Source organism: Parasphingorhabdus sp., assembly GCF_036963805.1.
In the GTDB taxonomy this organism is placed as follows: domain Bacteria; phylum Pseudomonadota; class Alphaproteobacteria; order Sphingomonadales; family Sphingomonadaceae; genus Parasphingorhabdus.
In genome coordinates, this window is record NZ_JBALUN010000003.1 from 338473 (window position 1) to 365244 (window position 26772).

20 protein-coding genes, 9 pseudogenes and 1 other annotated feature are annotated in these 26772 nt (G+C 52.6%); of the genes and pseudogenes, 11 read left to right on the forward strand and 18 right to left on the reverse strand.

Annotated features, from left to right (window positions below; all coding sequences use genetic code 11):
* Window positions 1-155 precede the first annotated feature (155 nt).
* Window positions 156-314 carry an Lrp/AsnC ligand binding domain-containing protein gene (locus tag V7676_RS11565; RefSeq protein ID WP_335659859.1) on the forward strand — a complete coding sequence of 53 codons (159 nt, stop codon included), beginning with the start codon at window positions 156-158 and terminating at the stop codon, window positions 312-314.
* Window positions 315-360: 46 nt separating this feature from the next.
* Here V7676_RS11565 and V7676_RS11570 read toward each other — a convergent pair whose 3' ends face one another.
* The 6 genes from V7676_RS11570 to ribB all read right to left on the reverse strand — a co-directional run bounded on the left by V7676_RS11570 (window position 361) and on the right by ribB (window position 5350).
* The gene (locus V7676_RS11570; protein ID WP_335659860.1) at window positions 361-666 is read right to left on the reverse strand and encodes a hypothetical protein; all 306 of its coding nucleotides are present in this window, start codon (window positions 664-666) and stop codon (window positions 361-363) included.
* A 118-nt stretch (window positions 667-784) separates the two neighbouring features.
* On the reverse strand, window positions 785-1795 hold the full coding sequence (locus V7676_RS11575; protein WP_335659861.1) for a fumarylacetoacetate hydrolase family protein: 1011 nt from the start codon (window positions 1793-1795) through the stop codon (window positions 785-787).
* Window positions 1796-1874: 79 nt separating this feature from the next.
* Window positions 1875-2432 carry a VOC family protein gene (locus tag V7676_RS11580; RefSeq protein ID WP_335659862.1) on the reverse strand — a complete coding sequence of 186 codons (558 nt, stop codon included), beginning with the start codon at window positions 2430-2432 and terminating at the stop codon, window positions 1875-1877.
* Complete coding sequence (hppD, locus tag V7676_RS11585; RefSeq protein WP_335659863.1) at window positions 2429-3532, reverse strand: 4-hydroxyphenylpyruvate dioxygenase; 1104 nt, start codon at window positions 3530-3532, stop codon at window positions 2429-2431. The genes V7676_RS11580 and hppD overlap by 4 nt, the downstream gene beginning before the upstream one ends.
* Window positions 3533-3623: 91 nt before the next feature.
* The gene (ribH, locus tag V7676_RS11590; protein WP_335659864.1) at window positions 3624-4043 is read right to left on the reverse strand and encodes a 6,7-dimethyl-8-ribityllumazine synthase; all 420 of its coding nucleotides are present in this window, start codon (window positions 4041-4043) and stop codon (window positions 3624-3626) included.
* A complete protein-coding gene (gene ribB / locus V7676_RS11595) occupies window positions 4043-5350 on the reverse strand; it encodes a 3,4-dihydroxy-2-butanone-4-phosphate synthase (RefSeq protein WP_335659865.1) in 1308 nt (435 codons plus the stop codon). Before ribB ends, ribH begins: the two co-directional genes overlap by 1 nt.
* 306 nt (window positions 5351-5656) lie before the next feature.
* On the opposite strand from ribB, the gene V7676_RS11600 reads away from it, so the two are divergent.
* Window positions 5657-6286, forward strand: a complete 630-nt coding sequence (locus tag V7676_RS11600; RefSeq protein ID WP_335659866.1) for a peroxiredoxin — start codon at window positions 5657-5659, stop codon at window positions 6284-6286.
* A gap of 70 nt (window positions 6287-6356) precedes the next feature.
* Window positions 6357-7334 (forward strand): hypothetical protein, encoded by a 978-nt coding sequence (locus V7676_RS11605; RefSeq protein WP_335659867.1) that lies wholly within the window; start codon window positions 6357-6359, stop codon window positions 7332-7334.
* Window positions 7335-7396: 62 nt separating this feature from the next.
* Here V7676_RS11605 and V7676_RS11610 read toward each other — a convergent pair whose 3' ends face one another.
* Together V7676_RS11610 and V7676_RS11615 are read right to left on the reverse strand one after the other, a co-directional pair.
* Window positions 7397-9331 (reverse strand): sensor histidine kinase, encoded by a 1935-nt coding sequence (locus V7676_RS11610; protein ID WP_335659868.1) that lies wholly within the window; start codon window positions 9329-9331, stop codon window positions 7397-7399.
* Window positions 9321-9965 (reverse strand): response regulator transcription factor, encoded by a 645-nt coding sequence (locus V7676_RS11615; protein WP_335659869.1) that lies wholly within the window; start codon window positions 9963-9965, stop codon window positions 9321-9323. The genes V7676_RS11610 and V7676_RS11615 overlap by 11 nt, the downstream gene beginning before the upstream one ends.
* A gap of 287 nt (window positions 9966-10252) precedes the next feature.
* Here V7676_RS11615 and V7676_RS11620 point away from each other — a divergent pair, with 287 nt between their 5' ends.
* Window positions 10253-11299, forward strand: coding sequence for a hypothetical protein (locus V7676_RS11620; RefSeq protein ID WP_335659870.1), 1047 nt, complete (start codon window positions 10253-10255; stop codon window positions 11297-11299).
* 198 nt (window positions 11300-11497) lie between these two features.
* Here V7676_RS11620 and V7676_RS11625 read toward each other — a convergent pair whose 3' ends face one another.
* On the reverse strand, window positions 11498-13039 hold the full coding sequence (locus V7676_RS11625; protein WP_100093428.1) for a Fic family protein: 1542 nt from the start codon (window positions 13037-13039) through the stop codon (window positions 11498-11500).
* 267 nt (window positions 13040-13306) lie between these two features.
* Between V7676_RS11625 and V7676_RS11630 the strand changes: the two are divergent.
* The 4 pseudogenes from V7676_RS11630 to V7676_RS11645 form a co-directional block, all read left to right on the forward strand.
* Window positions 13307-13414, forward strand: a pseudogene (locus V7676_RS11630) (transposase); the annotation flags it as partial.
* A 51-nt stretch (window positions 13415-13465) separates the two neighbouring features.
* A pseudogene (locus V7676_RS11635) lies at window positions 13466-14734 on the forward strand (IS3 family transposase).
* Window positions 13748-13862: a sequence feature (AL1L pseudoknot), on the forward strand. It overlaps the preceding pseudogene by 115 nt.
* An 81-nt stretch (window positions 14735-14815) precedes the next feature.
* Window positions 14816-15145, forward strand: a pseudogene (locus V7676_RS11640) (transposase); the annotation flags it as partial.
* Between the two features lie 125 nt (window positions 15146-15270).
* Window positions 15271-15378 (forward strand): annotated as a pseudogene (locus V7676_RS11645) (transposase); the annotation flags it as partial.
* Between the two features lie 119 nt (window positions 15379-15497).
* On the opposite strand, the gene V7676_RS18845 reads toward V7676_RS11645, so the two are convergent.
* Window positions 15498-15995, reverse strand: a complete 498-nt coding sequence (locus V7676_RS18845) for an ISAs1 family transposase (RefSeq protein ID WP_164089030.1) — start codon at window positions 15993-15995, stop codon at window positions 15498-15500.
* A gap of 377 nt (window positions 15996-16372) precedes the next feature.
* Between V7676_RS18845 and V7676_RS11655 the strand changes: the two genes are divergently transcribed.
* Window positions 16373-17365 (forward strand): fumarylacetoacetate hydrolase family protein, encoded by a 993-nt coding sequence (locus V7676_RS11655; RefSeq protein WP_100093426.1) that lies wholly within the window; start codon window positions 16373-16375, stop codon window positions 17363-17365.
* Between the two features lie 274 nt (window positions 17366-17639).
* Here V7676_RS11655 and istB read toward each other — a convergent pair whose 3' ends face one another.
* From istB to V7676_RS11670, 3 genes and pseudogenes are all read right to left on the reverse strand, one after another.
* Window positions 17640-18476 (reverse strand): IS21-like element helper ATPase IstB, encoded by an 837-nt coding sequence (gene istB, locus V7676_RS11660; protein ID WP_100093425.1) that lies wholly within the window; start codon window positions 18474-18476, stop codon window positions 17640-17642.
* A pseudogene (locus V7676_RS11665) lies at window positions 18473-19338 on the reverse strand (IS21 family transposase); the annotation flags it as partial. The gene istB and the pseudogene V7676_RS11665, both read right to left, overlap by 4 nt.
* A 198-nt stretch (window positions 19339-19536) precedes the next feature.
* Window positions 19537-20477 (reverse strand): annotated as a pseudogene (locus V7676_RS11670) (IS3 family transposase); the annotation flags it as partial.
* A 225-nt stretch (window positions 20478-20702) separates the two neighbouring features.
* On the opposite strand from V7676_RS11670, the pseudogene V7676_RS11675 reads away from it, so the two are divergent.
* Window positions 20703-21089: pseudogene (locus V7676_RS11675) on the forward strand (transposase); the annotation flags it as partial.
* Between the two features lie 293 nt (window positions 21090-21382).
* Here V7676_RS11675 and V7676_RS11680 read toward each other — a convergent pair.
* Window positions 21383-21599: pseudogene (locus V7676_RS11680) on the reverse strand (transposase); the annotation flags it as partial.
* Between the two features lies 1 nt (window position 21600).
* On the opposite strand from V7676_RS11680, the pseudogene V7676_RS11685 reads away from it, so the two are divergent.
* Window positions 21601-21780, forward strand: a pseudogene (locus V7676_RS11685) (putative PEP-binding protein); the annotation flags it as partial.
* A 130-nt stretch (window positions 21781-21910) separates the two neighbouring features.
* Here V7676_RS11685 and V7676_RS11690 read toward each other — a convergent pair.
* From V7676_RS11690 to V7676_RS11705, 4 genes are all read right to left on the reverse strand, one after another.
* Entirely contained in the window at window positions 21911-23332 is a 1422-nt protein-coding gene (locus V7676_RS11690) for an MFS transporter (protein WP_100093424.1), read from the reverse strand.
* Window positions 23333-23623: 291 nt separating this feature from the next.
* Window positions 23624-24721, reverse strand: coding sequence for an NAD(P)-dependent alcohol dehydrogenase (locus V7676_RS11695; RefSeq protein WP_100093423.1), 1098 nt, complete (start codon window positions 24719-24721; stop codon window positions 23624-23626).
* 36 nt (window positions 24722-24757) lie between these two features.
* Window positions 24758-25282, reverse strand: coding sequence for an aromatic-ring-hydroxylating dioxygenase subunit beta (locus tag V7676_RS11700; RefSeq protein WP_100093422.1), 525 nt, complete (start codon window positions 25280-25282; stop codon window positions 24758-24760).
* Window positions 25283-25325: 43 nt separating this feature from the next.
* Window positions 25326-26690 (reverse strand): aromatic ring-hydroxylating oxygenase subunit alpha, encoded by a 1365-nt coding sequence (locus tag V7676_RS11705; RefSeq protein WP_100093421.1) that lies wholly within the window; start codon window positions 26688-26690, stop codon window positions 25326-25328.
* Window positions 26691-26772: the final 82 nt, after the last annotated feature.

Below are 26772 nucleotides of genomic sequence, written 5' to 3' on the forward strand. Positions count from 1 at the left end.
ATTGATCCCAAACAAATCCCCGCACGCGCAAAAGGGGGTGTGGTTTGTGTGAACTTTGGAATAAATTCCGCGCACTAAACAGCCTAAAAGGACCATGTGTCCTTTGTAAACTTCATATGGAAGTGGCTAGGGTTAGTGGTCCTCTGGATTACCATATGATCTGCAAAGTGGACTATCTGCTCAAGCTGCTGGTCCGCGATGTCGCCGACTATGACCGGGTATATAAAAAGCTGATCAAGGCGGTCCCTTTATCCAATGTATCCGCCAGCTTTGCGATGCAGCGAATCAAATATGAAACGGCTGTGCCGGTTTGAGCGTGCTTCGGATGAAAAATGATCAATGAATTCGTCAAATTGGAGTTTATGTTCTCCAATTAATTTTTCCCTCCGTGCATATATCGCGCTGATATTGAGCTTTAATTTCATCGCAAATGAAATCCGCCCCTGCTTCGAAATCTCTTTCTAAATACTTTGGCGACCCAGGACGAAATGATTGTGGGTACAACTCTGACATCGCTTCATTGCTGATTATCCTGCCGTCATTTTCCGCTTGCTTGGCTTCTTCGACAAGCGAAGAATTGCATGCTGTAGTAAGAGCGAGAGCAGGAAAACACAGCCAATACGTTACAGTTAAGCTTAGTTTCTTTATGCGTTCCGAATAATTCATCTCACCTCCCCCGCGGCTTATCGTGGGCAATAAGTTTGCCGTTATCGAAAGCTCGGATCAACTAAATCCAATGCCCGCTATCAGTGTGGATACCAAAATCACCCAACAACTAACCCCATCAAACCGCGACGACATCCTGCCGGATCGCCCCAAATATCGAATGGCCATCCGTATCCAGCATCTGGATTTTCACCGTATCGCCAGCGCTCATAAACGGTGTCTTGGGCGCGCCATCGTTGATTGTCTCGATCATCCGGATTTCTGCGATGCAGCTATAGCCCAGCCCGCCTTCGGACACCGGCTTGCCGGGCCCTCCGTCAGCATCCTGATTAGACACAGTGCCCGAACCGATAATCGTACCCGCAGATAAGGGCCGCGTTTTGGCCGCATGGGCCACTAGCTGTGCAAGATTAAATGTTGCATCGACACCGGCATTGGCGCGGCCAAATGGTTCGCGGTTATAATCGATTTGCAGTGGAAGATGAATGACGGACCCTTTCCACGCATCGCCCAACTCGTCGGGCGTCACACATACGGGAGAAAATGCGCTAGGCGGCTTGGACTGAAAAAAGCCAAATCCCTTGGCCAGTTCGCCGGGGATAAGCCCGCGCAGGCTGACGTCGTTGCACAGCATGATCAGCTTGATGTGGCCGGCTGCATCTTCCGCGCTCACGCCCGCAGGCACGTCGCCAGTGATAACGGCCACTTCGCCCTCCATGTCACAACCCCATTTCGGATCACCCAAGGGAATCGGATCACGGGGCGCCAGAAAGGCATCGGAGCCCCCCTGATACATCAGGGGGTCGCTATAAAAACTCTCCGGCACTTCTGCGCCGCGCGCTTTGCGGACAAGCTCGACATGATTGATATAGGCGCTTCCGTCCGCCCATTGATAGGCGCGGGGCAGAGGAGAATGGGCTTCCCGCTCATGAAAACGTTCGCAAGGTACGACTTGATGCTCCACATCCCTGTACAAGGCTTCGAGCTTGGGGGCGCAAACGTCCCAATTGTCCAAGGCGGCTTGCAAAGTGGGTGCGATATTATTCGCCTCGCAGCAACGGGTGAGGTCTTTAGAGACCACAACCAACCGGCCATCGCGTGAATCATTTTTGAGCGTTGCGAGTTTCATAAATATCCCACCTGTTGCTGAAGAGTGACCAATGAACGAGCATAGTGCGCCGGAATGCAGGAACAATCAACATGCAGGTTTAATGTTCGTCACGGGCCTTTTCATGCAGCCATGCAGCATGTTGCGGAGCCTTTTTGGTGCGACTCCATTCTTCCAGCATGTCGGGCGCGACCCGTTCTAATTCGGCCATTTCTTCGGCTGTTCCGGTATTGCAAGCCAGTTCGAGCCGGTGGCCATTGGGGTCAAAGAAATAAATAGATTTGAAAATACCATGGTTGGTTGGCCCGATGACTTCCAGCCCTTCGGCTTCGGCTCGTGCCTTTGCCGCCATCAGGTCATCCATCGTAGGCGCCTGAAACGCGATATGCTGAACCCATTCCGGAGTATTTTGATCTCTGCCCATTTCCGGCTGTTCAGGCAGTTCGAAAAACGCCAGAATATTGCCGCCACCGGCATCCAGAAACACATGCATATAAGGGTCATAGGCCCCGGTTGACGGGACATAGTCTTCCGAGAATGCGACCGTGAACGGCATGCCCAAAACACGCTGATAAAATTCCACCGTTTCTTTGGCATCTTTACAGCGATAGGCAACATGATGGATGCCGTTAATTCTAGGAGATGGCAGCTGTGTCATAGGACCGGTTCTTCCACATTAAGCACCCCGCGCGCGACTTGGTCGCGCTCAATGCTTTCGAAAAGTGCTTTGAAATTGCCCTCGCCAAAGCCATCATCGCCTTTGCGCTGGATAAATTCAAAAAATACCGGCCCGACCTGTGCTTCAGCAAAAATCTGCAATAGCAGCCGCGGTTCCCCGCCTTCGGTTGTGCCATCCAGCAATATCCCTCGCGATTGCAGGGCAGCGACGTCCTCGCCATGACCGGGCAAACGGCCATCCAGCATTTCATAATAGCTATTGGGCGGCGCGGTCATAAATGGCACGCCGAGTTTCTTAAGCCGGTCCCAGCAGGCGATCAGATCGTCACAGATGAGCGCAATATGCTGGATGCCTTCACCGTTAAATTCTCGAAGAAATTCTTCGATCTGGCCCTTGCCGCCCTCGCCCTCTTCGTTGAGCGGAATGCGGATTTTGCCATCTGGAGCCGTCAATGCTTTGGATGTCAGGCCGGTATATTCACCTTTAATGTCAAAGAAACGGATTTCCCGAAAATTGAATAGGCTTTCGTAATAATCCGCCCAATAAGCCATCCGTCCGCCATAAACATTATGGGTTAGATGGTCGATAATGTTAAAACCTGCTCCAACCGGATTGCGATCCACGCCGTCAAGATATTCAAAGTCGATATCATAGATCGATAACACTGCGCCGCGTTCTTCATCGGCATAACGGTCGACGAGATATACAATCGCCCCGCCAATACCGCGTATCGCGGGAATATGTAATTCCATGGGCCCGGTTTGTACCGCGACAGGCTCTGCACCTTTGGCCAGCAAATGATCATAAGCCTTGCGAGCGTCCTTGACCCGAAATGCCATGCCGCAGGCTGATGGACCATGTTCACGGGCAAAATACCAGGCCGCCGATCTAGGCTCATAGTTAATGATGAGGTTAATTTGCCCCTGCCGCCAAAGATGTACATCCTTGGACCGGTGTTGCGCGATCAGCGTAAAGCCCATCACCTCGAACACGGGTTCGAGGACGCCTTTTTCTGGCGCACAAAATTCTACAAATTCAAAGCCGTCGAGACCTGCCGGGTTTTCAAAGAGATCAGCCATCAGTACGTTCCTTACAAGCGAGGGCGTATAGTTTCATATGTAACTATACGCCCTCGCTATATGAAACGCAAGAGCGGCAACCGCTAAAGATTTAGGTAAAGCGCTGCCCCAGTTCAAACATGGCGACCGCTGCTTTTGCGGCCTCTCCGCCTTTGTCTTTCTGGCCCTTATCGGCCCGTGCCAAAGCCTGCGCTTCATTCTCAACTGTAATGATACCGTTCCCGATTGCCGCTCCATCTAGGGTCAGCGCCATAATGCCCCGCGCACTTTCGTTGGAAACAATTTCGAAATGATATGTCTCGCCACGAAGTACGACACCAAGAGCAACAAATCCGTCAAACTGGGCACTATCAATAGCTAAAGAGATTGCCCCTGGTATTTCCAAGGCACCAGGAACAGTAAGAGTTTCAAACGCATGGCCCGCAGATTCCAGGGCCGCCTTTGCGCCATCAAGCAGCATATCGTTTAGATGGTCATAAAAACGGGCTTCAACGATCAGAAATTTAGCCATTATGCGGCCTCCAATTCAGTGATAAGTTCACCGCTGGGTATCGCCCGTTGGCCAACGATGCACAAACCATATGCATCAAGACCAACCAGATCATGGCTGGTGTTCGACAGCAATTCCATATCGCTTACGCCCAATTCAGTAAGTATCTGCGCGCCTACGCCATAATCACGAATCTGATCCATATCCGCTGGCTTTTCGCCATTTAGGCGCCCCACTTGCCTAGAATAGAAATCCGCTGTCCGAGGGCTTATGAATACAATAATCCCTGACCCAATTTCACCGATGATTTTCATCGATTCTGCCAACATGCCGGAATGGTCTCCTGCTTTGCCAAATACATCATCGAACATAGAAGTGGCATGCATCCGCACCAAGGTCGGGCGATCAGGGTCAATATGCCCCTTTTGCACGACAATCTGCTCCGATTCGGTCGCGGTATTGTAAAATGTAATTGCCTTCCACTCTCCACCCCAGCGGCTGTGGAATGTCGCCTCGGCACGCTTCTCAGCGAGATGATCATTGCGCAAACGATAAGCGATCAAGTCCCGAATCGTGCCGATTTTCATACCGTGATGTTGGGCAAACTCTATAAGGTCGTCCAAGCGAGCCATTTCACCATCGTCCTTCATGATCTCGCAAATCACGCCGGACGGATTAAGCCCCGCAAGGCGGGATACATCAACAGCAGCCTCCGTATGACCAGCACGCACGAGCACACCGCCATTTCGAGCTTGCAACGGGAACACGTGGCCGGGCGTGACAATCTCGCTCATACCTTTGGTGCCATCAATGGCGACAGCCACGGTACGCGCACGATCCGCGGCCGAAATTCCGGTGGTTACGCCTTCGCGCGCTTCAATGGAGATTGTGAATGCGGTCTCATGGGCCGTTCGGTTATTCTGGCTCATCATGTCGAGTCCTAGTTCTTCGACCCGGTTCTTTGACATCGCTAGACAGATTAGCCCACGTCCATATTTGGCCATGAAGTTAATAGCATCAGGCGTCGCCATCTGGGCGGGAATGATAAGATCGCCTTCATTTTCGCGGTCTTCGTCATCCACCAGAATATACATGCGACCGTTACGCGCTTCATTGATAATTTCTTCCGCTGTCGCCATCACACCGCTGCCACCACGCGAAAGATATTTTTCTAACTTGCCGAGAGTTTCGGCCGTCGGATTCCAGTCAGGCTGGCCCAAGGCGCGCAAGCTATTCGGGTGAAGACCGGCAGCACGTGCTAGGCCGGTACGGGTTTCTGTACCGGAATCGATCAGATCGATCAGCTGTTCTATCAATATTTTGCTCATATATATGCCCTTTTACAATACTTATGGCACATCAATATCACATTATAATGTGATAAGTCCAGAGTCTCATCACATCAAATGTGATAACCTATTTTATGTACACAGCCGAGCGGCTGAAAACTATCTGAGCATTTCTGCTATGGGAGAACGCTTTCCCTAATATTGCCTACGCACAGGTCTACAATTTCGACGCAGATCTGACAGTTAAGTATTATCCCTGATTTAGTCACACCGGTTGGCCATTTAACTATCTGTATCAGATTTCGGGTTCAATACCGCGAACACGCCCATCAAGGAGTAATAGCTATGTCTTTACATATTGGCGATATCGCGCCAAATTTCTCAATTGAAACAACGCAAGGCCATATCGATTTTCATAATTGGGCTGGAGATAGTTGGGTTTTCTTCTTCAGTCATCCGGCTGACTTTACGCCGGTTTGTACAACGGAAATGGGCCGGACATCACAGCTCGTAGAGGAATTTCGAAACCGCAAGACCAAGCCGTTAGGCCTGTCCACCGATAGTGTTGCCGAACACCTGAAATGGATTGCGGATGTCAATGATACACAAAATACGGACCTGCAGTTCCCGATCGTCGCTGACCCTGATTGCAAGATTGCTAAGCTTTACGACATGATCCATCCGAGCGAGAGTGACACTGCTGCGGTGCGCTCTGTGTTCATTATAGATCCGGATAAAAAAATCCGGCTGACTATGACCTATCCAATGAGTGTGGGTCGGAATTTTGATGAAATGTTACGGGTCATTGATGCGCTACAACTTGGAGATAAACGGCACATCGCAACACCAGCCGACTGGCTGCCGGGCGGAAAGGTCATTATTCCACCGTCGATCAACAATGACGAAGCTAAAAAATTATTTCCCGAAGGTTGGGACGAACTGCGCCCCTATCTGCGCCTGACCCAGGCAAGCTAGAGTTTGCGGACGGCAAAACAAGCGCATTGCGGCGACTTCTGCATGCCACCTAATAATTGAAGGACAAATCATGGCGCATATCGAAACACCAACTATTCGGGAAGCTGTCGGCGTCTTTCAATCGGAAAAAAATCTGCAATCTGCAATAGATGACCTGCTGAGCCACGGTTTTGACAGATCCGAGATCAGCCTGCTCGCCCCGATAACAGCAGTGGAAGAAAAACTTGGCGGCCAATTTAAAAAAGTCGCAGAACTGGAAGATAATTCGGCAGTTCCAACGACTGCCTATATTCCGGTCGAATCTATTGGTGACGCCGAAGGGGCAATAATTGGCAGCCTCATCTATCTCGGCGCATTTGCCGGTCTCGTCCCGGTCATTGCTTCTGGCGGGACGCTGGCCGCTGCCGCGCTTGCCGTAGCACTCGCGGGCGGCGGTGGCGGAGCGATTGGGACCATTCTTGCCAAAATCGTCGGCCAACACCATGCCGAGTATATAGCCGACCAACTGGACCATGGCGGTCTATTGCTGTGGGTTCGGACATGGAATGACGGCGATGAAAAACGTGCGGTGCGAATTTTATCCGCCCATTCCGGTAGCGATGTCCATGTGCATGGCTTGCCCGAAAATCAGGAAATATTCGAGGATCAATTTCTAGGCATTGTTTCGGATACCGAGCAGCGGGCCTATAATGGAGAAAGCTATTTGCGAGTCAGTGACAGCGAATATTATGCCTTTGGAAAAGTCTTCCCGTCGGAACTTGAGGTTAAATCATATATAGACCGGCGCATCTATCTTGAAACTCTGCGATCGGACGCCATAAAAAATGGTTTGGATTTGAACGCCGCATTGCTTGATCCGGAAGGCGTATTCGAAACTCCTGACCAGTTGATCGCAACAGACTTGCCCAAAACAATGAAGTCCGAATTACTCAAACGCTGGGCCTATGAAGTCAAAGAGTTAGAACAAGCGACTAACGAAGGCATGCCGGTATATGAACAAACGGATCAACTCCGCGACATTGTTCTCGCGCTTACGCATTTGGATTAGAACCGGTTCGGTAGCTAAACGGTTGTAGCGCGAGGCAACACATATCTAAAGTACCACATCATTTATTCTAACGTGACCCTGATCTCAGTTATATGCGGATTTTCCATTGGCAACCAAATCGAATTTGTCGTCCCCTTGCCAATGGAGCTATCGCAGGAAAAATGTCCGTGCAAAGCCGACGCTCTAGCAGCCATATTTCCTAGACCCTTACCTTGAAAATCACCCTTAGTTAAAAAGCCTGTACCGTTATCGCCGATCTGAATGATCACGCCAGCAGCATGATTGTGCGTTGCCACTCTGCAACCGAACTGTACAACCGTTGCCTGTGCATGCGTCAGTATATTGCCAATGGTTTCCTGTAATATCCGTAAAATATGTAACGCTCCCGCCGGATCGAGCCATTTTAACGGCGGCAAGGATTGAACGTCCCATATAATTTCCAGGCCAGCGCTGTTTAGTTCTCGTTCCACACGATGGCGCAAATTTGCCAAAAGAGCGACAATGTCACCCTCTATGGGATCCAGCGAATCCACTCCAATGCGCAAATCCGTAAGCGAGCGGGAAAGCGTTTCAATTGTCTGTGGTGACTCCATGCGCTTTTTTGCGCCTGCAAGAGCGGTGATGAGGCTAGACCCTATCCCGTCGTGAATTTCACGCATCATACGTTCGCGTTCTTCTTCAACGGCAAGCGTAACCTGCAATCGCGCTCGTTCAGCTTCACTCTGGATTAGGTTTTGAGTAACCTCTGAGACCCGTGCTTCAAGCCTGAGATTGACATCTTCGACATGGATAAGAGCGGTTTGCAGACGATTGGTCAAAGTCGCATCGAACGTGGCAAAGATCAATAAGCCCCCATAAGGTTGGATGGCAACTGCCGCGCCCTTAAAGGCGCTGACCGAAATTAACAGATCGTGAAATGAAAATAATACTGCGACCGTTATGGCAAAAAACATGGACCAATAATTTACCTCTGTTGATCTGAAGCTTGCCCGCGCAAGCAAAAATAGCATGACGATACAAAGTGGAACGACCAGCAAAAAACTGGGCAGTTCACTCAATAAATTTTCGGTAAGGATACGCCGCGATACTAATGCGATGCCACATGTGCCAAAGATAAAGGAATAGACCCACCGGGCATTGGGCAATCGAAAATACGATACCGACATACCAAACACAATGGCCAACAAGGCAAATATTGAATCAGTCGTTAAAGTGTAGAATAGCTCTCTTTCTATCGGTGAGTTTTGAATAAAATAATGCAAATTGCGAAAAATCCAAACCAGTCCGACCAAAGATATCCATCCATATATATATTCTTTCGGACGTCTGGCCCAGAAGGTGATCGCTCCAATAACAAGCACTAACAGATAGCCGCTAACGATTTGTGGGCCGCTGATTTCGAAAAATTTTTGCCATTCATACTGTTTCTTTACAACAGCGTCCGGTCCAACCTTAATCGTACCCATGGAAAGCAATTGCGGTGGGGCCGTTTCGACACGGATAACTAGTTCATTTTTGCGCGGCAAAAGCAAGGCAGCGGGAATAGGCAAATAAAGCGGATGATTCCAGCCAAGAGTGCGGCCACTCCTATCTGTGGCCGAACGGTAGATCTGGTTACCGTTCAAATAGACTTGATAATTTTGTTCGACGGATTTGATGAATAGAGCGATGGGCTGTTGATCAAATATTTGGCGGTCAAATTGCATTTTTGCCCAAAAAGTCGGTGGATCAATTTTTGCCGCATAGGCCAGAGGCAGTAATTTTTTATCGGGAACATTGCCAGGAGCCCACCCTGATTTGGGAATAGTTTTTGAAGTCGAAAAGGCATAATCCGCTTTCGAAAAATCTATCACCCTTTGCGATATTACGTCTGATTTTCCGTTATTGTGGAAATGAATGTCCTCAACATTTTGTCGACTTAACCCCAATGATAAGACACCAAGGATGCTTACAAATAATATGGCAGCTAACCACCGCCAATAGCGGCTAATGAACATCAATTATGCCAAGGCTGGACCCTTCAAACACAGCCTCGGTACGTGAATTGACGTCCAATTTACGATAAATATTTTTGACATGAGTGCCAATTGTCAATTTGGAAACAGACAATAATTCCGCGATTTCCGGATTGCTAAAACCGCGCGCAAGCATGTTGAGAATCTCGATTTCTCGCACGGACAATGGTTCAACCAATGTCTTGTTTGTATCACTTTTAGGCTGTAATTGTATCAACAGCTGCCGAGCGATAACCGGACTAATCGGGGAGCCGCCCATACGGATATTGCGAATATTTTCGATACAATTTTCAAAATTTTCGTCTTTGAGAAGATATCCGCGCGCGCCCGCCTTGATGCTATCTAATACTTTGACCTGATCGGTAAAAATAGTGACGACGATTATATCCGCATTGGGGTGCAGAGCCGCAGAAACACGGATCAGTGAAATACCGCTGCCGTCGGGTAACCCAAGATCACAAAGCAATACATCATAGCCACCCGCTTCGATTAGAAGCAAGCCACTGGCCACATTACCGGCAACCGCAACCACCTCAATATCATCAGCCTGTTCCAGAGCAATCTGGAAGCGGTTAACCGTAACGGGATCATCTTCAATAATTATTACGCGGATCATGGGCTTTACCTTAAGTGGCATTCAATATGACCTTACGGCGTTTATTATGCCGAATTCTCGACAATTGCTAGTGACATTCCCGTTCACCAATTGCCCATCGAACACCAAACGTAACAATGCAGTCATGCGTCGGCATATAGAAATTTCGTCGTCGTCATTCCCTACCGCAAACGCGGTATTTTGGCTCACGCTCCCCTTCCCTAATTAGCAAACCATATTTTCGCGAAGGAACGCAATTCGGCGCGCAACCTTTGGCCACGGAATGGTACGCTTTTGGGGATGACAAAATGAACGCACACCATAAAATATTGAAAATTGCCGCGACTTGCGGTGTCAGCAGCATCGCGCTGGCCATTGCCAGCCCGGCCTGGGCCGATAATACGCCGGAATGTAATTTAAATGGCGGGGCGCTTTCACTTACAACCGAATGTGGCGCTTATTCTAAAGCAACGGCAGACTACGCAACCGCTGTTGGCGCTTATTCTGAAGCAACTGGACCCAACGCGACAGTGGTTGGTGCCGAAGCGAAAGCATCAGCGGACTACGCAACCGCTCTTGGCGCACTCACGAAAGCAACGGGGGATCAAGCAACCGCTCTTGGAGCATTGTCGGAAGCGTCAAGTAATGCTGCAACCGCAATTGGGACTGGAGCCATTGCTTCAGCAAGCAATACTACTGCGGTTGGCTGGCATGCGACCGCAGTTGGCGATTCTGGCGCGGCATTTGGCCTTGTAGCAAGTGCTGGCATTCAAGGCACAGCGATTGGTAGCAATGCTAACGCGCTGGGCGCCGGTTCCACTGGCGTTGGTTTCGGCGCCTCGGCTTCAGGCCTCCGTTCCGTCGCATTGGGAAATAATGCGCAAGCCCAGTCGATATTCACAGTCGCCCTAGGAGAGCGTGCAAATGCTACCGGGTTAGAATCGACTGCGGTAGGAACACAAAGCCTCGCTTCAGGCGGACAGGCCGCCGCCTTTGGAAAATTGGCAACTGCATCAGGCCTTTACTCTTTGGCCGTAGGCCGTCTTTCTGAGGCTACTGGTGAGGGCTCGTCAGCTTTCGGTGGAACAGCCCAAGCGACTGGGCAATATTCAACGGCGATCGGTTACTTTAGTAGGGCGAGTAAACAAGATTCAATGGCGTTGGGTTCTAGCAGTTTCGCGTCTGAAATATATGCCACTGCGATGGGTCATGGGGCCTGGGCATCCGGGAATTCAGCGAACGCCATTGGAACGTTTGCAATAGCCTCGGGAGATTCGTCGATAGCTTTCGGTGCTGGAGCGAACAGTAGTTCTAACAATGCGGTTGCCAGAAGAGGACTCGAATTGAGGCCTTAATCCATTGATTTATATGTATTATTTCAATGCGGAGATCGAAAAAGCCCACAAAAAGGCCCACAATGATGATTATTGGTCATTATGGACTTGCAGCCTGTTGGTCAGAAACTGGAATATTTAAGCATTATTTCAATTACTTAATACTTGTGGCCCGGCGGATAAGCCAAGGCATTTCGCCGGCATGACAACATGGCCTGTTCAGGTATCGAATATCTCGGCGTAGTGCTTTTCAATTACCGCCACTTCATGATCAGATAGCGCTGCAAATTCTATCTTCCGTGCGCGTGCTGACAGTGATCCGGCATTTTGTGCCAGAAATTTATGGAGTAAATCAGCTGTTGGACCTGGCATATCGGCGATTGCCTGGATGGCATCGTTAAAACGATCATAGCGCTCCAGAAATTCAGCCTCTTTCGGCAAGTCAATTTCAATGGTTTGAGCGACACATTCATAGATGAATTCTGCATGTGCCGTCGCATCGAAATAACGATAGAGGTCGGCAGTCTGGTTTGTCACCTCGACATTATTTTTAGGCGTCGCATGCCACTCGATAAGCGGCAGCGCCTTTCCTGAATGATTTTCCAGCACGATACGATAATCATCAATTCTTTCAAGTATCGCGGCCGAAACCGGAAACACAATACCAGGCGGATTAAAGCCTCGCTGAGCAAGCGCGTGATGAATGAGATAGCGGTGCAAGCGGCCATTGCCATCTTCAAACGGATGGATATAGATAAAGCCAAAGGCGAGCATGGCTGCGGCAACCACTGCATCCAATTCCCGGGAATGCGCATTTGAAAACTCGATCAAGCCATCCATCAGCATGGGGATGTCATCATGACGAGCGCTGATATGATCTGGAAGCGGTGCACCACTTGTGCGATCATGTTCACCGACGAAACCGCCTTCGTTTCGATAACCGAGCTTTACAAAGCGCGTATCATCAATGACGATATTTTGCAGTCGCTCAAACTCATCATGGCTGAGCGCCTGCTTGCCCGCTTCGCCAATTGCTTTGCCCCACCGTTGAATACGATTTTGGGGAGGGCGCTCACCTTCAATGGCATAGCTGGATTTGGAATCCTTCAAGAGCAGAAAAGCCGCTGTTCTGGCCAACACATCTTTCGGCAACTGCGCGATCCGTTCCTGCGCCTTCGTTGGCAAATCTTGTGCGAGAAAATTTACCAGTTTTTCCGTCCGGAATACCATCGGGCAGAAATCCGGCGTGCCAGGAAGATTGTTGGTCACTTTATAGCGTGGCAGCTTTACACCTGTCACACAAAATTGCTGTTTTGGATCAACGACACCAACGTAATTGGTAACCGGGGGTTCCGCCAGATCAATGGCGTCGCCGGTTAGCCATTCATAGAGAAACCACAGCCGCCGAGCATATGCTCCAGTTGGCGTGCCTTTAACGATCGCTTTTATCTGGTTAGCGCCGACCGCCATGAAAACTGCTTTCAGAACGTGTAGGTCTAGCCCTTCATATTTAAGAGCAAACACCAGATGGCCCTCAAGAGTGGCCTCGGGCTGGTGGCGCAAGCTCATAATGCGCGACTTTTCGTTGTCTATCACTTTGTGGTGAGCGCCGGTTGCGAATATTTTATTGGGAAGCGGAACCAGTAAGTCGAGAGCATCTATCAGAGCGCTATAACCAGCCAGTAACGCTTTTTCCGGAAACACTATTTCCTGAAAAACCGCTTTTGCAGGTGAAAAATCAATTTTTTTACTGCCTGGCATGACTTTATCTATTTTTCTTCCGATTTTCTATTTCTAACGGGCAAGTCCCATGAAAAGTCATATTAGCAGATGAAAACCTTTTTTTATACTCCCAATCTATGAAACTTCATTTTCTAATGAATTGCTTCAAGGCAAAAGATGCTTTCAGAATGAGCCTTAAAATAAGGCTGCCATCTTCCAGTACATCAACGGGGTCTACAACGCCCGGCAACGCCATTCATATCTGGGCGGCATAGAGCCTTATTTTAGCTTCACTGGACCACGTCTCCGTTATCGCATGGCGTGCCGTGGGTAGATGACCGACGGATATTGCGCGGGATCATCTTTGTGATCCGCAATGGTCTACGCTGGCGCGATGCGCCTGCTGCTTACGGACTGAAGCGTCCCGGGTTTGCTGGAGGCTCCTATCTGTGAGAAGGAGCTATAATGAGCAACGCAAGAAACAAGTTTTCGCCTGAGGTCCGCGAACGCGCGGTTCGGATGGTTGGTGAGCATCGTGCCGATTACGGTTCGGAATGGGCGGCAATGACCTCCATCGCTGGGAAGATCGGCTGTACGGCGAAGACGCTGCGCCGCTGGTGTCGTGAGGAGGCGAGCCGACGAACGGGGCCAGCGGCGCAAGCCGCCAGTGAACGGGAGCGCCTCAAGCTGCTGGAGCGCTGACGTAAAGGAACTTCGCCGTGCCAACGAGATTCTTCGCAAGGCATCGGCATATTTTGCGCAGGCGGAGCTCGACCGCCAAGGCAAATGGTGATGTCGTTTATCGACGACCATCGCAAGGAACTGGGTATCGAGCCGATCTGCCGCGAACTGCGGGTCGCCCCATCGTCCTACTACGAGCACGCTGCAAGGCTTGTCGACCCTGACAAGCGCTCGGTGCGGGCCCGGCGCGATGATGAACTCAGGCAGCAGATCGGGCGGGTCCACGAAGCCAGCTTCGGCCTCTATGGCACCCGCAAAGTCTGGCACCAGCTACGCCGCGAAGGGATCGACGTCGCCAAGTGCACCGTGGAGCGGCTGATGCGCGCGATGGGCTTGGCAGGAATAAGGCGCGGAAAAACCTGCGTGACCACCGTCAGTAATCCGAAGACACCGTGCCCGCTGGACAGGGTCAACCGCGAGTTCCAGGTCACCCGGCCTAATGCGCTGTGGGTCGTCGACTTCACCTATGTCCATACCTGGACCGGCTTCGTCTACGTCGCCTTCGTGATCGACGCCTTCGCCCGGCGGATCGTAGGCTGGAAGGTCAGCACCAGTGCCACGGCGGGCTTCGTTCTGGATGCCCTGGAGCAGGCAATCCATGCTCGCAAGCCAAGTGCCGACGATGGCCTGATCCATCATAGCGACAGGGGCGTTCAATATTTAGCCATGAGCTACACCCAGCGGCTGTCCGAAGCCGAGCTGGTGCCCTCGGTCGCCTCGACTTTGGCATGATGCCCCGCATCATGCGCCGCCTTCGCCGTCGGCGACTCGTATGACAACGCCCTCGCCGAGACCATCAACGGCCTCTACAAAGCCGAAGTGATCTGGCGGCAGCGCTCATGGCCAAACGCTTCAGCGGTGGAAATGGCAACCCTGCGATGGGTCGACTGGTTTAACAATCACCGCCTGTTCGGTCCCATCGGGCATATCCCGCCCGCCGAAGCCGAAGCTAATTACTATGCAGCCTGCGAGAACCTCGATATGGTCGCTTGACTCAAATGAAACCGCCTCCGGAAAACCCGGGACGCTTCAGACCCCATAAGACGATCTATAACCGCTTTGTGCGCTGGAGTCGCGCTGGACGCCTTCGAGGAAGGTCCCGGGAGCCAGAAATATCCGGCGATCGCACTCAGCTGGCGGCGGCTTTGGGAGCACATCAGCCCGTTTTTTGTGTTCGGTGCCCCGATCCGGCGGATCATCCGGCAACGCCTTCGAGGCGCAGAACTCGAAGCTTAGGCGGGCCGTTCGAACGCGTGGGCACTTTCCGGGTGGCGATGCCGCCATGAAGCTGCTGTACCTCGTTCTCGATTAGGCAGCGGCCGAATGGAAAAGGCCGTCTCGCGAATGGACCGAAGCGAAAAAACCCGGTTAGCCGTTGTCTTGGGTGAAAGGTTCCTCATCTGATGATACAAAACGGCCTCCCGCACAAAATTACTGACAGTCCCAGCCAACATAAGCCCAGTCACGATCATCGCCTAAGCCATCCTTGGCCCCCACAGGATCACCGATGCGCCGGCTAAGCATAGGATATTCCGCGCGAACGCGAAGGACGCTTTGATGCGAAACTGATCGCCAAATATCAGCGCCGTTTTCCCGACTTTGATACCAAGATAATCTCGATGTATGCGCGCGGCATGAAGGGTTGAAACAGACTCGATCGTTGCGAAAGCGCAGGTATCTCAATCGCAATCGGTTCTGGCCACTGCCAAACAAGCGCTGCGCGACGCGATTGCCCGCGCGCCATATAACGGCGTCGTCACTGCCAGATTGGTCGACGAAGGGTCCTATCTCCACAATCGCTTTCGATGGGTGAACTGTCACGACGGTGCCCTCGATATCCATCATCGCCAGTAATCTGGGGATGGTGGTAATCTCGTTCGACTTTCCGTCGACCTTGATCTGGCCCAGCACCAGCCGCTCGCGTGCAGCAAAGGCCGAGACCATGTGGATTGCGGCTTTGCCGCCTGCCTTCTGGTGCGAACGGCGATGTCTTTGCGTCGACCGCGATCACCTCGGCAGAGGTCCCGGTGAGCGAGGCAACCCAGCCCATAAAACAGCGCGGGAACTTCCCGGCATCGAGTGTTGCGAAGATGTCGCCCAAATGATCGTGCGAGGGCGTGCCTGCCTCGAACGGCCGGAACCGGCGCAGAAATTCCCGCTTCTTGTTGCCGAAGCGGGCAATGTCGACGAATCTCTCGGCACCCGCCAGCACCCCCAGCAAGGCCAAAAGCAATATCTCGTCGAGCGGATACATCACCTTCGCCGACTGGCGTCCATCGGGCAAATCCCCAAAATACTCGAGAACACCACTGCCTCGCCAAGCGCACCACTCGACTGATCGCTACTATCCAACACCAAATCCCCTCTTCCAAATCAGAGGATATGCATAGATTCAACAATTCACGGGTTTGTCACCTAGTTATTCGCCCGATTGCCATGGACTACACTACGCAGCCCCTTGCTTCATACACGCATTTGCGCAACAATATCGTAGGACTCTAATACAAACTGGATGAATGTTGGGGGGCACGTCAAGTTTGACACAATTTCGGTAATCTAAGATCAACAAATTGACGAGCGAGTAACGGATAAAACGTCAACCCATTTCAACTTTTCAGGAAATAACGAGTCATGAAATTTGCAACGATTATTGAAGACGGCGACACAGTTGGTACAGTGGGAATTCAGCAAAATCAGCTGGTCCGTCTGTCAGATTTAGGACCGTGGGCCTCAATTCGCGAGTTAATTGAAGGAGGTGACGCCGCGATTGAGAACGTTAAAAAAGCGTTGTCGAAAAAAAAATTGCGTACAATTTCTGCTGCGCAAGCAAAATGGGCACCTCCGATACCAGATCCATCGAAAATGCTATTCATTGCCCTCAACAACGTCGTACTAGATGAAATACTAGTTCATCGACCGGATTTCCCGGTTTACTTTCCGAAAATCAATTCGGCGCTCGCCGGTAGCGGCGCGATTTTGGAATTGCACACACAATACGGACTCACGCATGCCGAACCTGAACTCGGTGTAATAATCGGTAAGCGCGGTCGATATATTGCCATTGAGAACGCCATGAACCATGTCTTTGGCTACACTGTAATAAATGATGTGACTTCGGCTACCATGCGAATGGAGGACGTATATCTCGTTCGTTATCCAATGCCGAAAGCCGACTTAGCATATGCGCCAGTTGAAGAACATCTCCTTTATCCGGGTCGCTATAAAAATGGAGATGGATTTGCACCGATGGGACCGTACATCGTCAGCAAAGATGAAATTGACGATCCTCACAATCTTTACGTAAAGGCCTGGATCGACGAAGATCTTATTGCCGATGATAATACTAAAAATCTGCACTATTCCGTATCAGAAGTAATCCATTGGATAAGTATGCATTCAACTCTCGAAGCAGGGGACATAATTTCGATGGGTACCGCTCTGCATCCTGATGCTCAATGCGACCCGCTTTCTAGAGGTGACCTAAACAGTAGAGGGGAGGTCGTTCGGGTTGAAATCGAAAGTATTGGAACAGTCGAAACACCAATCAAACGGATCCGCAATGCTGACCCAAAGGAATATTTCGCCGCGAACAAGCGTTTTGTTAAAACATTGAAAACATATTGATGCAGCTGTGTTAATTACATAAAAGTAACATTCTTAAAGAAATTCACTGCTGAAAATTTCAGCCGTAGGACAGTCGCAACCGAAGCCGCTGATCACCAGGCAGACAGTGAATGTCCAGCCAGTCGCGAGACACATCTATACCAATGATCCTGTTATGAGATAGCTTGTTCATGCTCTAACCTTCTGATCCGTGGTCCTATGTGTATAGCGCGACAATCTGGGTGAAACGCTGGCGACAATCAGGATAGGATACTATGTCGCGGCATCAGTGACGTTAGCATTGTTTTTGTCGCGGGCAAGAATTTCTTCGTCTGCTGATTGTCGCGTAGGTGGCAGGCCTCCCTCGCTTGCGTTTGGCCTCGAGTGCGGATCGGCGCCTGTAGCTCTCAACATTCATCTCGAAGATGGTCGCATGATGAACAAGCCTGTCGACTGCCGCGAGGGTTATGACCGGGTCTGGAAAGACCCTATTCCATTCGCCGATCGGCTGATTGGCGGTGATGAGGATGGAGCGCCTTTCGTATCGCGCCGAGATGAGTTCGAATAGAACACTGGTCTCGGCCTGATCCTTGGTGACATAGGCAAGGTCATCGAGGATCAGCAGATCGAATTTGTCGAGCTTGGCGATGGCGGCCTCGAGTTGCAATTCGCGACGGGCAACCTGCAGTTTTTGGACCAGATCTGTGGTTCTGGTGAACATGACCCGCGAGCCGTTCTCGATCAGCGCCAAGCCAATGGCGGCGGCAAGGTGGCTCTTTCCGCCGCCGGGTGGGCCAAACATGAGGACATTTGCGCCCTGGGCCAGCCAGCTATCGCCTGCGGCCATAGCCATTACCTGCGCCTTCGAGATCATCGGAACAGCGTTGAAGTCGAAGCTGTCCATGGTCTTGGCGGAGGGCAAGTGCGCTTCTGCGAGATTACGGGCGACCCTGCGGTGAGCGCGTTCAGCAAGTTCTTGCTCTGCGATGGCGGCCAGGAAACGCGCGGCCGGCCAGCCTTCCTTGTCGGCTTGCTCGGCGAACTGTGGCCAGAGGGTCTTGATGGTGGGCAGCCGCAGGTCGTTCAGCATGATGCCGAGGCGGGCCGCGTCAACGGTGTGGGAGGTCTTCATGCACGTTCTCCCGCTTTTTCTGCCGATCCGACGAGGGCTTCATAGCTGTCCAAGGAGACGGACCGCACCGTGACAGTCGGCAAGCTGGTCGGGTCCGGCGCGAACCTGCTGCGTAGGATAGCGAGATCAGGCAGATCACCGGCCTCGAGGATCCTGGCCAGTTCCAGTGCCAGCGCAGCCTCGCAATTGCGGTCATGGGCAAGGCTGAGCAGCTCGACCGTGGCCTTGCATGCCTGCAGTTCAGGCAATCGGGCGGCAAGCGCTTCAAATGCCCGCCGATACTCTGCCCGCGGGAAGAGCTTGTCGCGATAGACGAGATGCAAAAGGGCCATGGGCTTTTTACGGAGCGAATGGATGACATGGTGATAGTTCACCACCTGGTCGTGTTTGCCATTCGCCTTCGCCCGCCCCCTGGGCAGCGTCATCAGGTGAGTGCCGCCAATAAACATATCCAGCCGGTCGTCGAATAGGCGCACGCGCAGCCGATGACCGAGCAGGCGCGAGGGCACGGTGTAGAAGACCTTGCCCAGGATGAAGCCGCCGGTGCTCGTGACGGTGACAATCACCTCCTCGAAGTCCGTGCTGCGGCGTTCGGGTAGATCCTGAAGATGTGGACGCTCGACATCGATCCCCTTGCCATGAGTTGCGTTCCGTCGGCTGACGATCTCGTCGACAAACGCGCGGTAGGCTCCGAGGTCTTCCAAGTCCGAACTGCCGCGCATCAGCAGTGCATCGTGGATCGCACCCTTGAGATGTCCGTGCGCGCTTTCGATCGAGCCGTTCTCATGCGCCACCCCTTGTCGTTCCGCGTTGGCGTCATCTTGTAATGGGCACACAGAGCCTCGTAGCGCGCGGCGAGATCGGTCATGTCCTGTCCTCTCTGAACGCTGCCCGGGCACCGTTCAGAGAGGACAGGACTGTGAAGGGGCAAACCCTCAGGCTCCTATAAAGTCACATCTCGCCCGTTGCCAGGGCGACTTGATGGCCGACACGTCAACGCAATGACACGTGGTCAATCGTAGCATGGGTCAGACCATCAAGCCGCAATAACATAATCACAGTCGTAGCAGTTGCCTTTGCTGCTCATCGATGGTCGCAGGCCATAAGCCTGCAACCTCTTCTAATAATCATAAGCGCAGTACGGGCTGCCACGATCTGAGTGGAAGATATAGTCTTCAGCGGGTTGGAGCAGGTTTACCGCCATATCTAATGCCCGGATCGCCAAGTCTTTCTTCATCCTGTCGCTAACCGCCCAACCGACAACGCGGCATGAGTGCAGGTCGAGAATCACGGCAAGATAGAGCCATCCCTCTGCGGTCCAGACGTAGCTGATATCACGCGCCCATTTGCGGTTAGGCGCGTCAGCTGCAAAGTTGCCATCCAGCAGGTTCGGCGCAATGCCAAGCCGGTGATTACTATTGGTGGTGACCTTGTGCTTGCGGGTGCGAATTGGCTTGATCCCGTTTATCCGCATCAGCCGACCTACGCGCCGCTCGCCAACATTGAGCCCCGCTTCCTTAGGCTGCATCGTCATGCGAGGACGTCCATAGCTGCCAAGGCTGAGGCCATATTGTTCGCGGATGTGTGCTAGCACTTTCATATCACCGCGGGCCCGACGGCTCATCGGTCGCGATCGCCAGGACCGGTAACCGCGCGTCGATAGCTGCATCACCCGGCACAGCGTCTCCACAGGGCATATATGACGCCAGCTGTGCACAAACGCGAACCTCACGGGCGCTGGCTCGCGAAGAACTGGGTAGCCTTTTTTAGAATCTCCCTCTCCTCCTTGAGAACGCGGTTTTCCAAGCGAAGCCGTTCATTCTCGCGGGCCAAATCTGCTTGCGTGGCTGACTCCATATCCGTCGGGCGATGTTGAGAAACCCACTTGCCCAGCGTCGATAATCCACCACCTAAATCAGCAGCAACACGCCGCCGTGATAGCCCACTGGTCAGGGCAATGCGAACCGCCTCTTGCTTGAAATCTTCTGTATGCTTCTTCATCTCGTCGGTCTCCTTGTATGAGTGTTATACTCTCAAGTGACCGGCACGAAACCGGTACAAGTCCAGATTGACGCTGAGTCTCATCCAGTTTGTCGCGCCGCACTCTTGGCGATGCTTGGACATATCTATGGCTACCAGTGTCCCCCGTCAGCATTCAATAGACAGACTGGCTGCATAAAATAAGTGAGTGTTTTGGTTTCATTGCGGTGACTGTAAGGAACGGAAATGAAAACAAAACACTCAAAAGCCCCCGCGGAGCGGGTGGTGAAAGATATCCGCAGAGCAACGCGCAAATAGTATAGCGCGGAAAAGAAAATCCGGATCGTGCTGGAGGGCCTGCGCGGTGAAGATAGCATTGCCGAGCTATGCCGCCGTGAGGGTATCGCGCAGGGCGTATACTACAAATGGTCGAAGGACTTCATGGACTGAGGCAGCGCAGCCATGCCGGGGGCATGGCGAGAACCGAAGGGCAAGCGCAGGCTCGCTGGCGATACGGCGCGAGCTGCCAATAGCGATGAGGTCCGTGATCTTCGTAAGGAAGCCCGTGATCTGAAAGAAGTGGTTGCCGAACAGATGCTCGAAATGCGCCTACTCAAAAAACGTATGGCCCGCCTCTTTGCAAGAGTAGATTTTTTGATAGCAATCGCACGGTCTGCGTAAACGTATGCGGCATATCGATCATCTGATCGTCGCCAAGATGGATATTCGCGCGGCCCGGTCCTCATAAGCTTGTCGGCTTCGAGAAGCCATTTTTTTGACCAGGTGTCCGGTCCGCCGATCAACCGTTCGGCCATCTCACTTTCCACTCGCAAAAGCGTATCTCTCGATAGATTGTAACTCCTTTTTATTTTTGCCGCAGATTTGGCGGGCACATTCCGATATGTTTCTTGGTGACGCAAGGTTGCCTACGCGTTGTTGGCTAGCGCTACAACTACAGTGTTGCGGTGAGACCGGGCAAGCAGCCCGGGCAACCAAAAGCCCAATTGGGTCTCGCTCTTCGCCAGCCACGGTAAAGCAGCTCGCGCACCGTGGATAAACAGTGTTCGCAAATAGATGTTACCCCGCCTGCTTATGCCCAGAAGCTTAGGCTTGCCGCCGGGTGGTTCGTTGTTTTGGAACGAGGCTTGCTGTTCAACGCGGGCGTGTGACACTTGCCGATATCAAGCTGGGCATCTGCGGAGAGCACGGCGGTGATCCGGCTTCGATCGCGTTCTGTGAGTAGGTTGGGCTCGACTATGTCAGTGCTTCGCCATTCCGCGTGCCGATTGCCCGTCTGGCGGCGCAGGCAATTTTGGAGAAATGAAGGGCAGGCTTTTTGACGGCGAAGAATTTTCTTCCCGTCGGTCAAAAGCTCGGCGTACGCAAGATCACCATCCGGCCGTTTGCTTAGTGGGGAGTGATCCACCGCTCGCAGACTGCTCAGAAATGTTTAATTATATATCGCCCGTAACGGATCGATTCCGACCTCTTTGCAACAGGGTTGCGCTTGCCACCATCATCGCAATCATGGCCGCTGCCATGATTGGCGCATCACTCTGCGCGCCGAACTTGCGGAATAATAGTGCGGCCACCAAGGCACCGAGCGTCTGACCGATCAACCGTGACAACGATAGCATTGCCGATCCAGCTCCCGAACGCGAGTGGGGCGCGGTTGCCAGCATGCTATAGTTGTTGGGAACCTGGAAAATTCCAAAACCGATACCGCAAATTGCCGCAGCCAAAGCTATCAGGAAAGTTGAGACGCCCGGCTGCATTAACGAAAGCAAGATTGCTCCGCCTGCGAGTAGAATTAGCCCCGCACCGCACAGCCAGACTGATGGATAGCGATTAACCAGTCGGCCGGAGACGAAGGCGGCGATCATGATACCAAGCGGCAAGGGGACCATCAGCAGGCCGATCGCGTCTGGCTCGAATTGAAACCGCTGCTGGAGAATAAAGGGAAATGACAATGTGATCAGTATCATCGCGGCGTAGGCTGCTGCCGACATTGCATAGGCTTTACGCAACGAACGGAGCTTCAGCAAATCTAGAGGCACCATCGAATCTTGGCTGGTGGAGGTGCGTTTTCCGAGGAGAAAAATGGCTGGAACCGCGACACAGACTTCAAACAACGTCCAGCCTGAGATGGTATTCTGGGCAAAGTCGTTAAGAGCCAGGAAGATCGCGGCAAAACCCACGGCGGACAGTAGCGCCGAAGAGTGTTCGAAAGGTTGTCTAGCCGACGCCGTCGAGGGAATTGCCCAAATCCCGAGCGCAAGTGAAAGCAGCCCGAACGGAAGGCCCACGGCAAAAACAGCATGCCAACTTGCCATTGACAAAACAAGTGCGCCAACTGCCGGTCCTGCGGCCGAGGCAATCGAAACGGCTATGGTATTGTAGCCAATTCCACGCGGGATGAATTCGGGGGGATAGATTGTCCGAACCAATGCCCCGCTGACCACCATTACCGCAGCCGCGCCAATTCCCTGGACGAAGCGCGATATTGCGAGAACTGGAAGGTTGGTGGCTAAGATACTTCCAGAGGCTGCAAGCATGAAAAGTACGATTCCTGCCAGATAGACCTTTTTGTAGCCGAGGATTTCACTGGCCTTGGCCATCGGCAAAAGTGCCATCACTATGGCAATCTGAAAGGCATTTATGGCCCACACCGATTTTGCCGCAGTTACTTCCAGGCCCTTGGAGATAAATGGGAGCGCAACGCTCGCGATCGATACGTCCATTATGGTTAGAAATATAGCGCACCAAATCGAAAGTGCTGCCCAGAGACGACGAGGTGCCGGAAGTCCAGTTATGGCCTGGGCTCCGTCCGGTCTACTTGGCGGCCGCCCTTGGGGCGTCCCATCTTTCGCAATCATGTCTTTGTTGCTTTGGGTTTTTCGCCCATCCTGTTGCGCTTCCTACTCAATATGGCGGTCTCCGTCGCGTCAGCCGTGAAATAGGAAGCAAACGGGACGATCTGCTCCGTTTGCCTTCAGAATATCTAGCACACCTGCGGGTTTCAGCAGAAGGCACTCAGGGCGAACGACAGGTGTATTTCCTGCCCTTCGCCCTTTCTAGTGCCTGCCTAATGATCGGCTTTTCTCTCGGGTCGCCTGGCGTAACGTTCTAACTGGGGATAAGCCGATCAGGGAGTACCCTTTTCGGCATTACATCTTGAGAATGGCCTTGATTGCGTTACCGGAAACTTCCGTATCCTCGACGGCCTGATTGATCTGGTCGAAATCGTAGTACGTGCAGAGCCGTTCGAACGGAAACAGGCCGGCCTCGCGCATCGCAATCAGTTGCGGGATGAAGACTTGCGGCGTGCTCGAACCTTCGACAACTCCGCGTAATTTGCGGCCGAAAAGCATATTGTTCATGTCAAGCGAGAATTCGGTACCTAACGAAGCCCCGCCGACTACAGCTGTTTCGCCCATGGTATGTGTACTGTCTACCGCGCTGCGCAGAACTTGAGGAATGGCGGTGGTATCTATAGCATAGTCCGCGCCGCCGCCCGTTAAGGCAATAATCGTTTCCTGGGCATTTGTGTTTGTGGCATCGATAATATCGGTTGCACCAAGCTCACGGGCCAGTTGTAAACGCGTGGGATTGCGATCGACTGCGATAATCTTGAGGCAACCGGAAACCTTTGCAGCCATCACCGCGCTGAGACCAACCGAGCCGACGCCGAAGATCGCGATCGACGAGCCCGGGGCAGGCTGCAATGCATTGAGGACGGTGCCCGCGCCGGTTTGAATTCCACAGCCCAGCGGACCGAGAAGTTCTATCGGCGCGTCGTCGGCGACCTTGACGCAGTTGTTTTCGGTTGCGATCGAGTAGGTCGCGAATGAGGACTGTCCGAAGAAGCATGCATTCATCTCTTCTCCGTTGCGCCTAATTGGAGTCGATCCGTCGAGTCTGCGACCCATAAAATTGAGTGGGAAGAGGCTTGGGCAATAGGCTTGGTGGCCCTTCCGGCACGATGGGCAGGTTCCGCAATAGCTGAATGACAACACCACCTTGTCGCCAGGCTTGACTGTGGTGACGCCGCGCCCGACCTTTTCGATAACGCCCGAACCTTCATGGCCTAGCACGACGGGAAGTGGCGTCGGATAATATTGGTCGCGGACGGTAAGATCGGTGTGGCACATCCCGGCCGCAGCTATCTTTACGAGTACTTCATTGTCACGGGGCTCTTCGATATCTACGTTATCAAGGACAAATTTCCCGCCCTGGCTTTCAATGATCGCGGCATAGGCTTGCATATTGAATCTCCCTTTATTGCGCTCTCGGGCGCTCGCTTAACAGAAAAAATACAGGTTCTTATCTTGCGTTACCCTGGCATCGAGCAGGAGCTTGCGCCGGAACACCTTGAAACCATCGCCAACCCGGCGCAAACTGTCCTCGCGACCCAGCGTGTGCACGGTCGTCTCAAGCTGGCGGCGGTTCCGATAAACGAGCAGGTTTGAATAAACGTCGAATTCGTCCTTGCCCGCATCGAAAGCTTCAACGTTGCCGATAAAATACCTTATTTTGGAGGGAGGATCCTCCATCCACACGGTACCAGTATAGAGCCGCTCGACCCGCTGATCGAGTTCGCCGTAATCGTCATTATAGATAGCGGCGTCGTCAGGAGTGGGGTCGGAGCGGCGGTCCCGGAGAAAGCGCTGTTCGTAGATTGGCATCCAGTAATGGATGTCCTCCGCGACCATATCCTTGAGCCACTCGCGGTATTGTCCTGTTTGCCACAATCGGACTTCGGCGCGGTAATGCGTCTCGATAGCGAACTGCACATCCGGTCCTACTGAAATCTGCTTAACTGACATAAATTCTCCGGTTTTCGGTACGTTTCGTGTAGAAGTGTCTCTACTACTCGACCGCGTCGAGCTTATCGGTCCAATATTCGCGATTGGTGAAAACCGAATCCCAGGTGTTGTCGTTTGCCTTCACCGCCGTCCAATCGGGTGCATCCAGCATTTCCTTCCAGAAACGATAGAAACCGCGATGGGATGTTTCTCCGATGAAACTGGATCCAACGATCCCCGGATAAACCGGATGCGGCCCTTCGAAGCCAGCACCCATGCTGGAGTCCATTCGACCGTCGCGGGTTATGTTTCCGCGGTTGACATGGGTAGCCGACGACATGTTCTCGCCATCATCACTTTCCAGCGTCCCGGCCGTCCCGAAACTTCGAGTGGCTTCACGCTGGATAGTGCTCTTGGTTTCTGGGTCAGCGTCGCGTGGCACCATCGTGTAGGTCCATACCTCAATCTCGTGCGGGCCGCGTGGATGCCAGACCTTGAACGTATTGGTACCGTAAAGGAAGGAGCAGCTCGGGAAGATCGAGCAGTTCCAGTGGCCGACATAAAGTCGCTCACGTTCAGGCCCAAACTTCCGGCCCACTTCAGCTCGCGTTTCGGCAAGGTACTTTGCCCAACCCTCTCGCTTGACGTGGATCGCAGGGGCGGCATTATCAATCACTCCGAAACCGTGCCCGTGGCGGGTCGTGAACTGGAGGCCGAGATCTTCGAACGGGATGTCCGCGCGATTGCCCGCCAGACCGGCCAGTTCGCCGCCGATCCCGGCCAATGCGCCGGCATGGGTCCAGCCAACATGGTAGCCATCGCCGACGAAGTTCTCAGTCGGCACTTTCCAATTGCAAGCCAAAATGCTTTTCATTGGAGGTCCCAGCAATTCCAGCCCGCCTCCGGCACCCTCCCAAATCGTGTCAAGGTACCAGCGGAATTCGCCCAGATATTCCTCCAAGCTTGGCGCGTCCGCATCACCGCAGCCGAAAATGAAACCCTTGTAGGTCTCCACCCGGACGGGTTTAGCGGCTAGCCGCGATTTGTCGAGCTGGTCGTGGTAGCACCGCGATTCGAGTGGGACATCGACGAGACTACCGTCCTGCCCGTATACCCAGCCGTGGTAGTTGCAGACGAACGCCTTGGCATTGCCGCTGTCGGCATGGCAAATCTGGTTGCCGCGGTGGGTGCACGAATTGATGAACGCCCGGAATGATCCATCGGGCTGATGCGACAGGATGACCTTGTCTTCGGCCATATAGGTGGTGATAAAATCGCCGGGCTTGGGGAGGAGCGACTCGTGGCCCAGAAATAGCCACGCGCGCCCAAAAATCCGCTCCAGCTCAAGATCGTACACGTCCTTATCCCAGAAAATCTCGCGCGACTGACTCGATTCGATTGTGTCGACAAGGCGGGGGTCTCCGGTCATAATTCTCTCCGTAAAGCTCATTTGGCTTGCACCAATTAGGCCCAGTCATTATAGGCAACGTGATGCACCATATGCAAAAAAG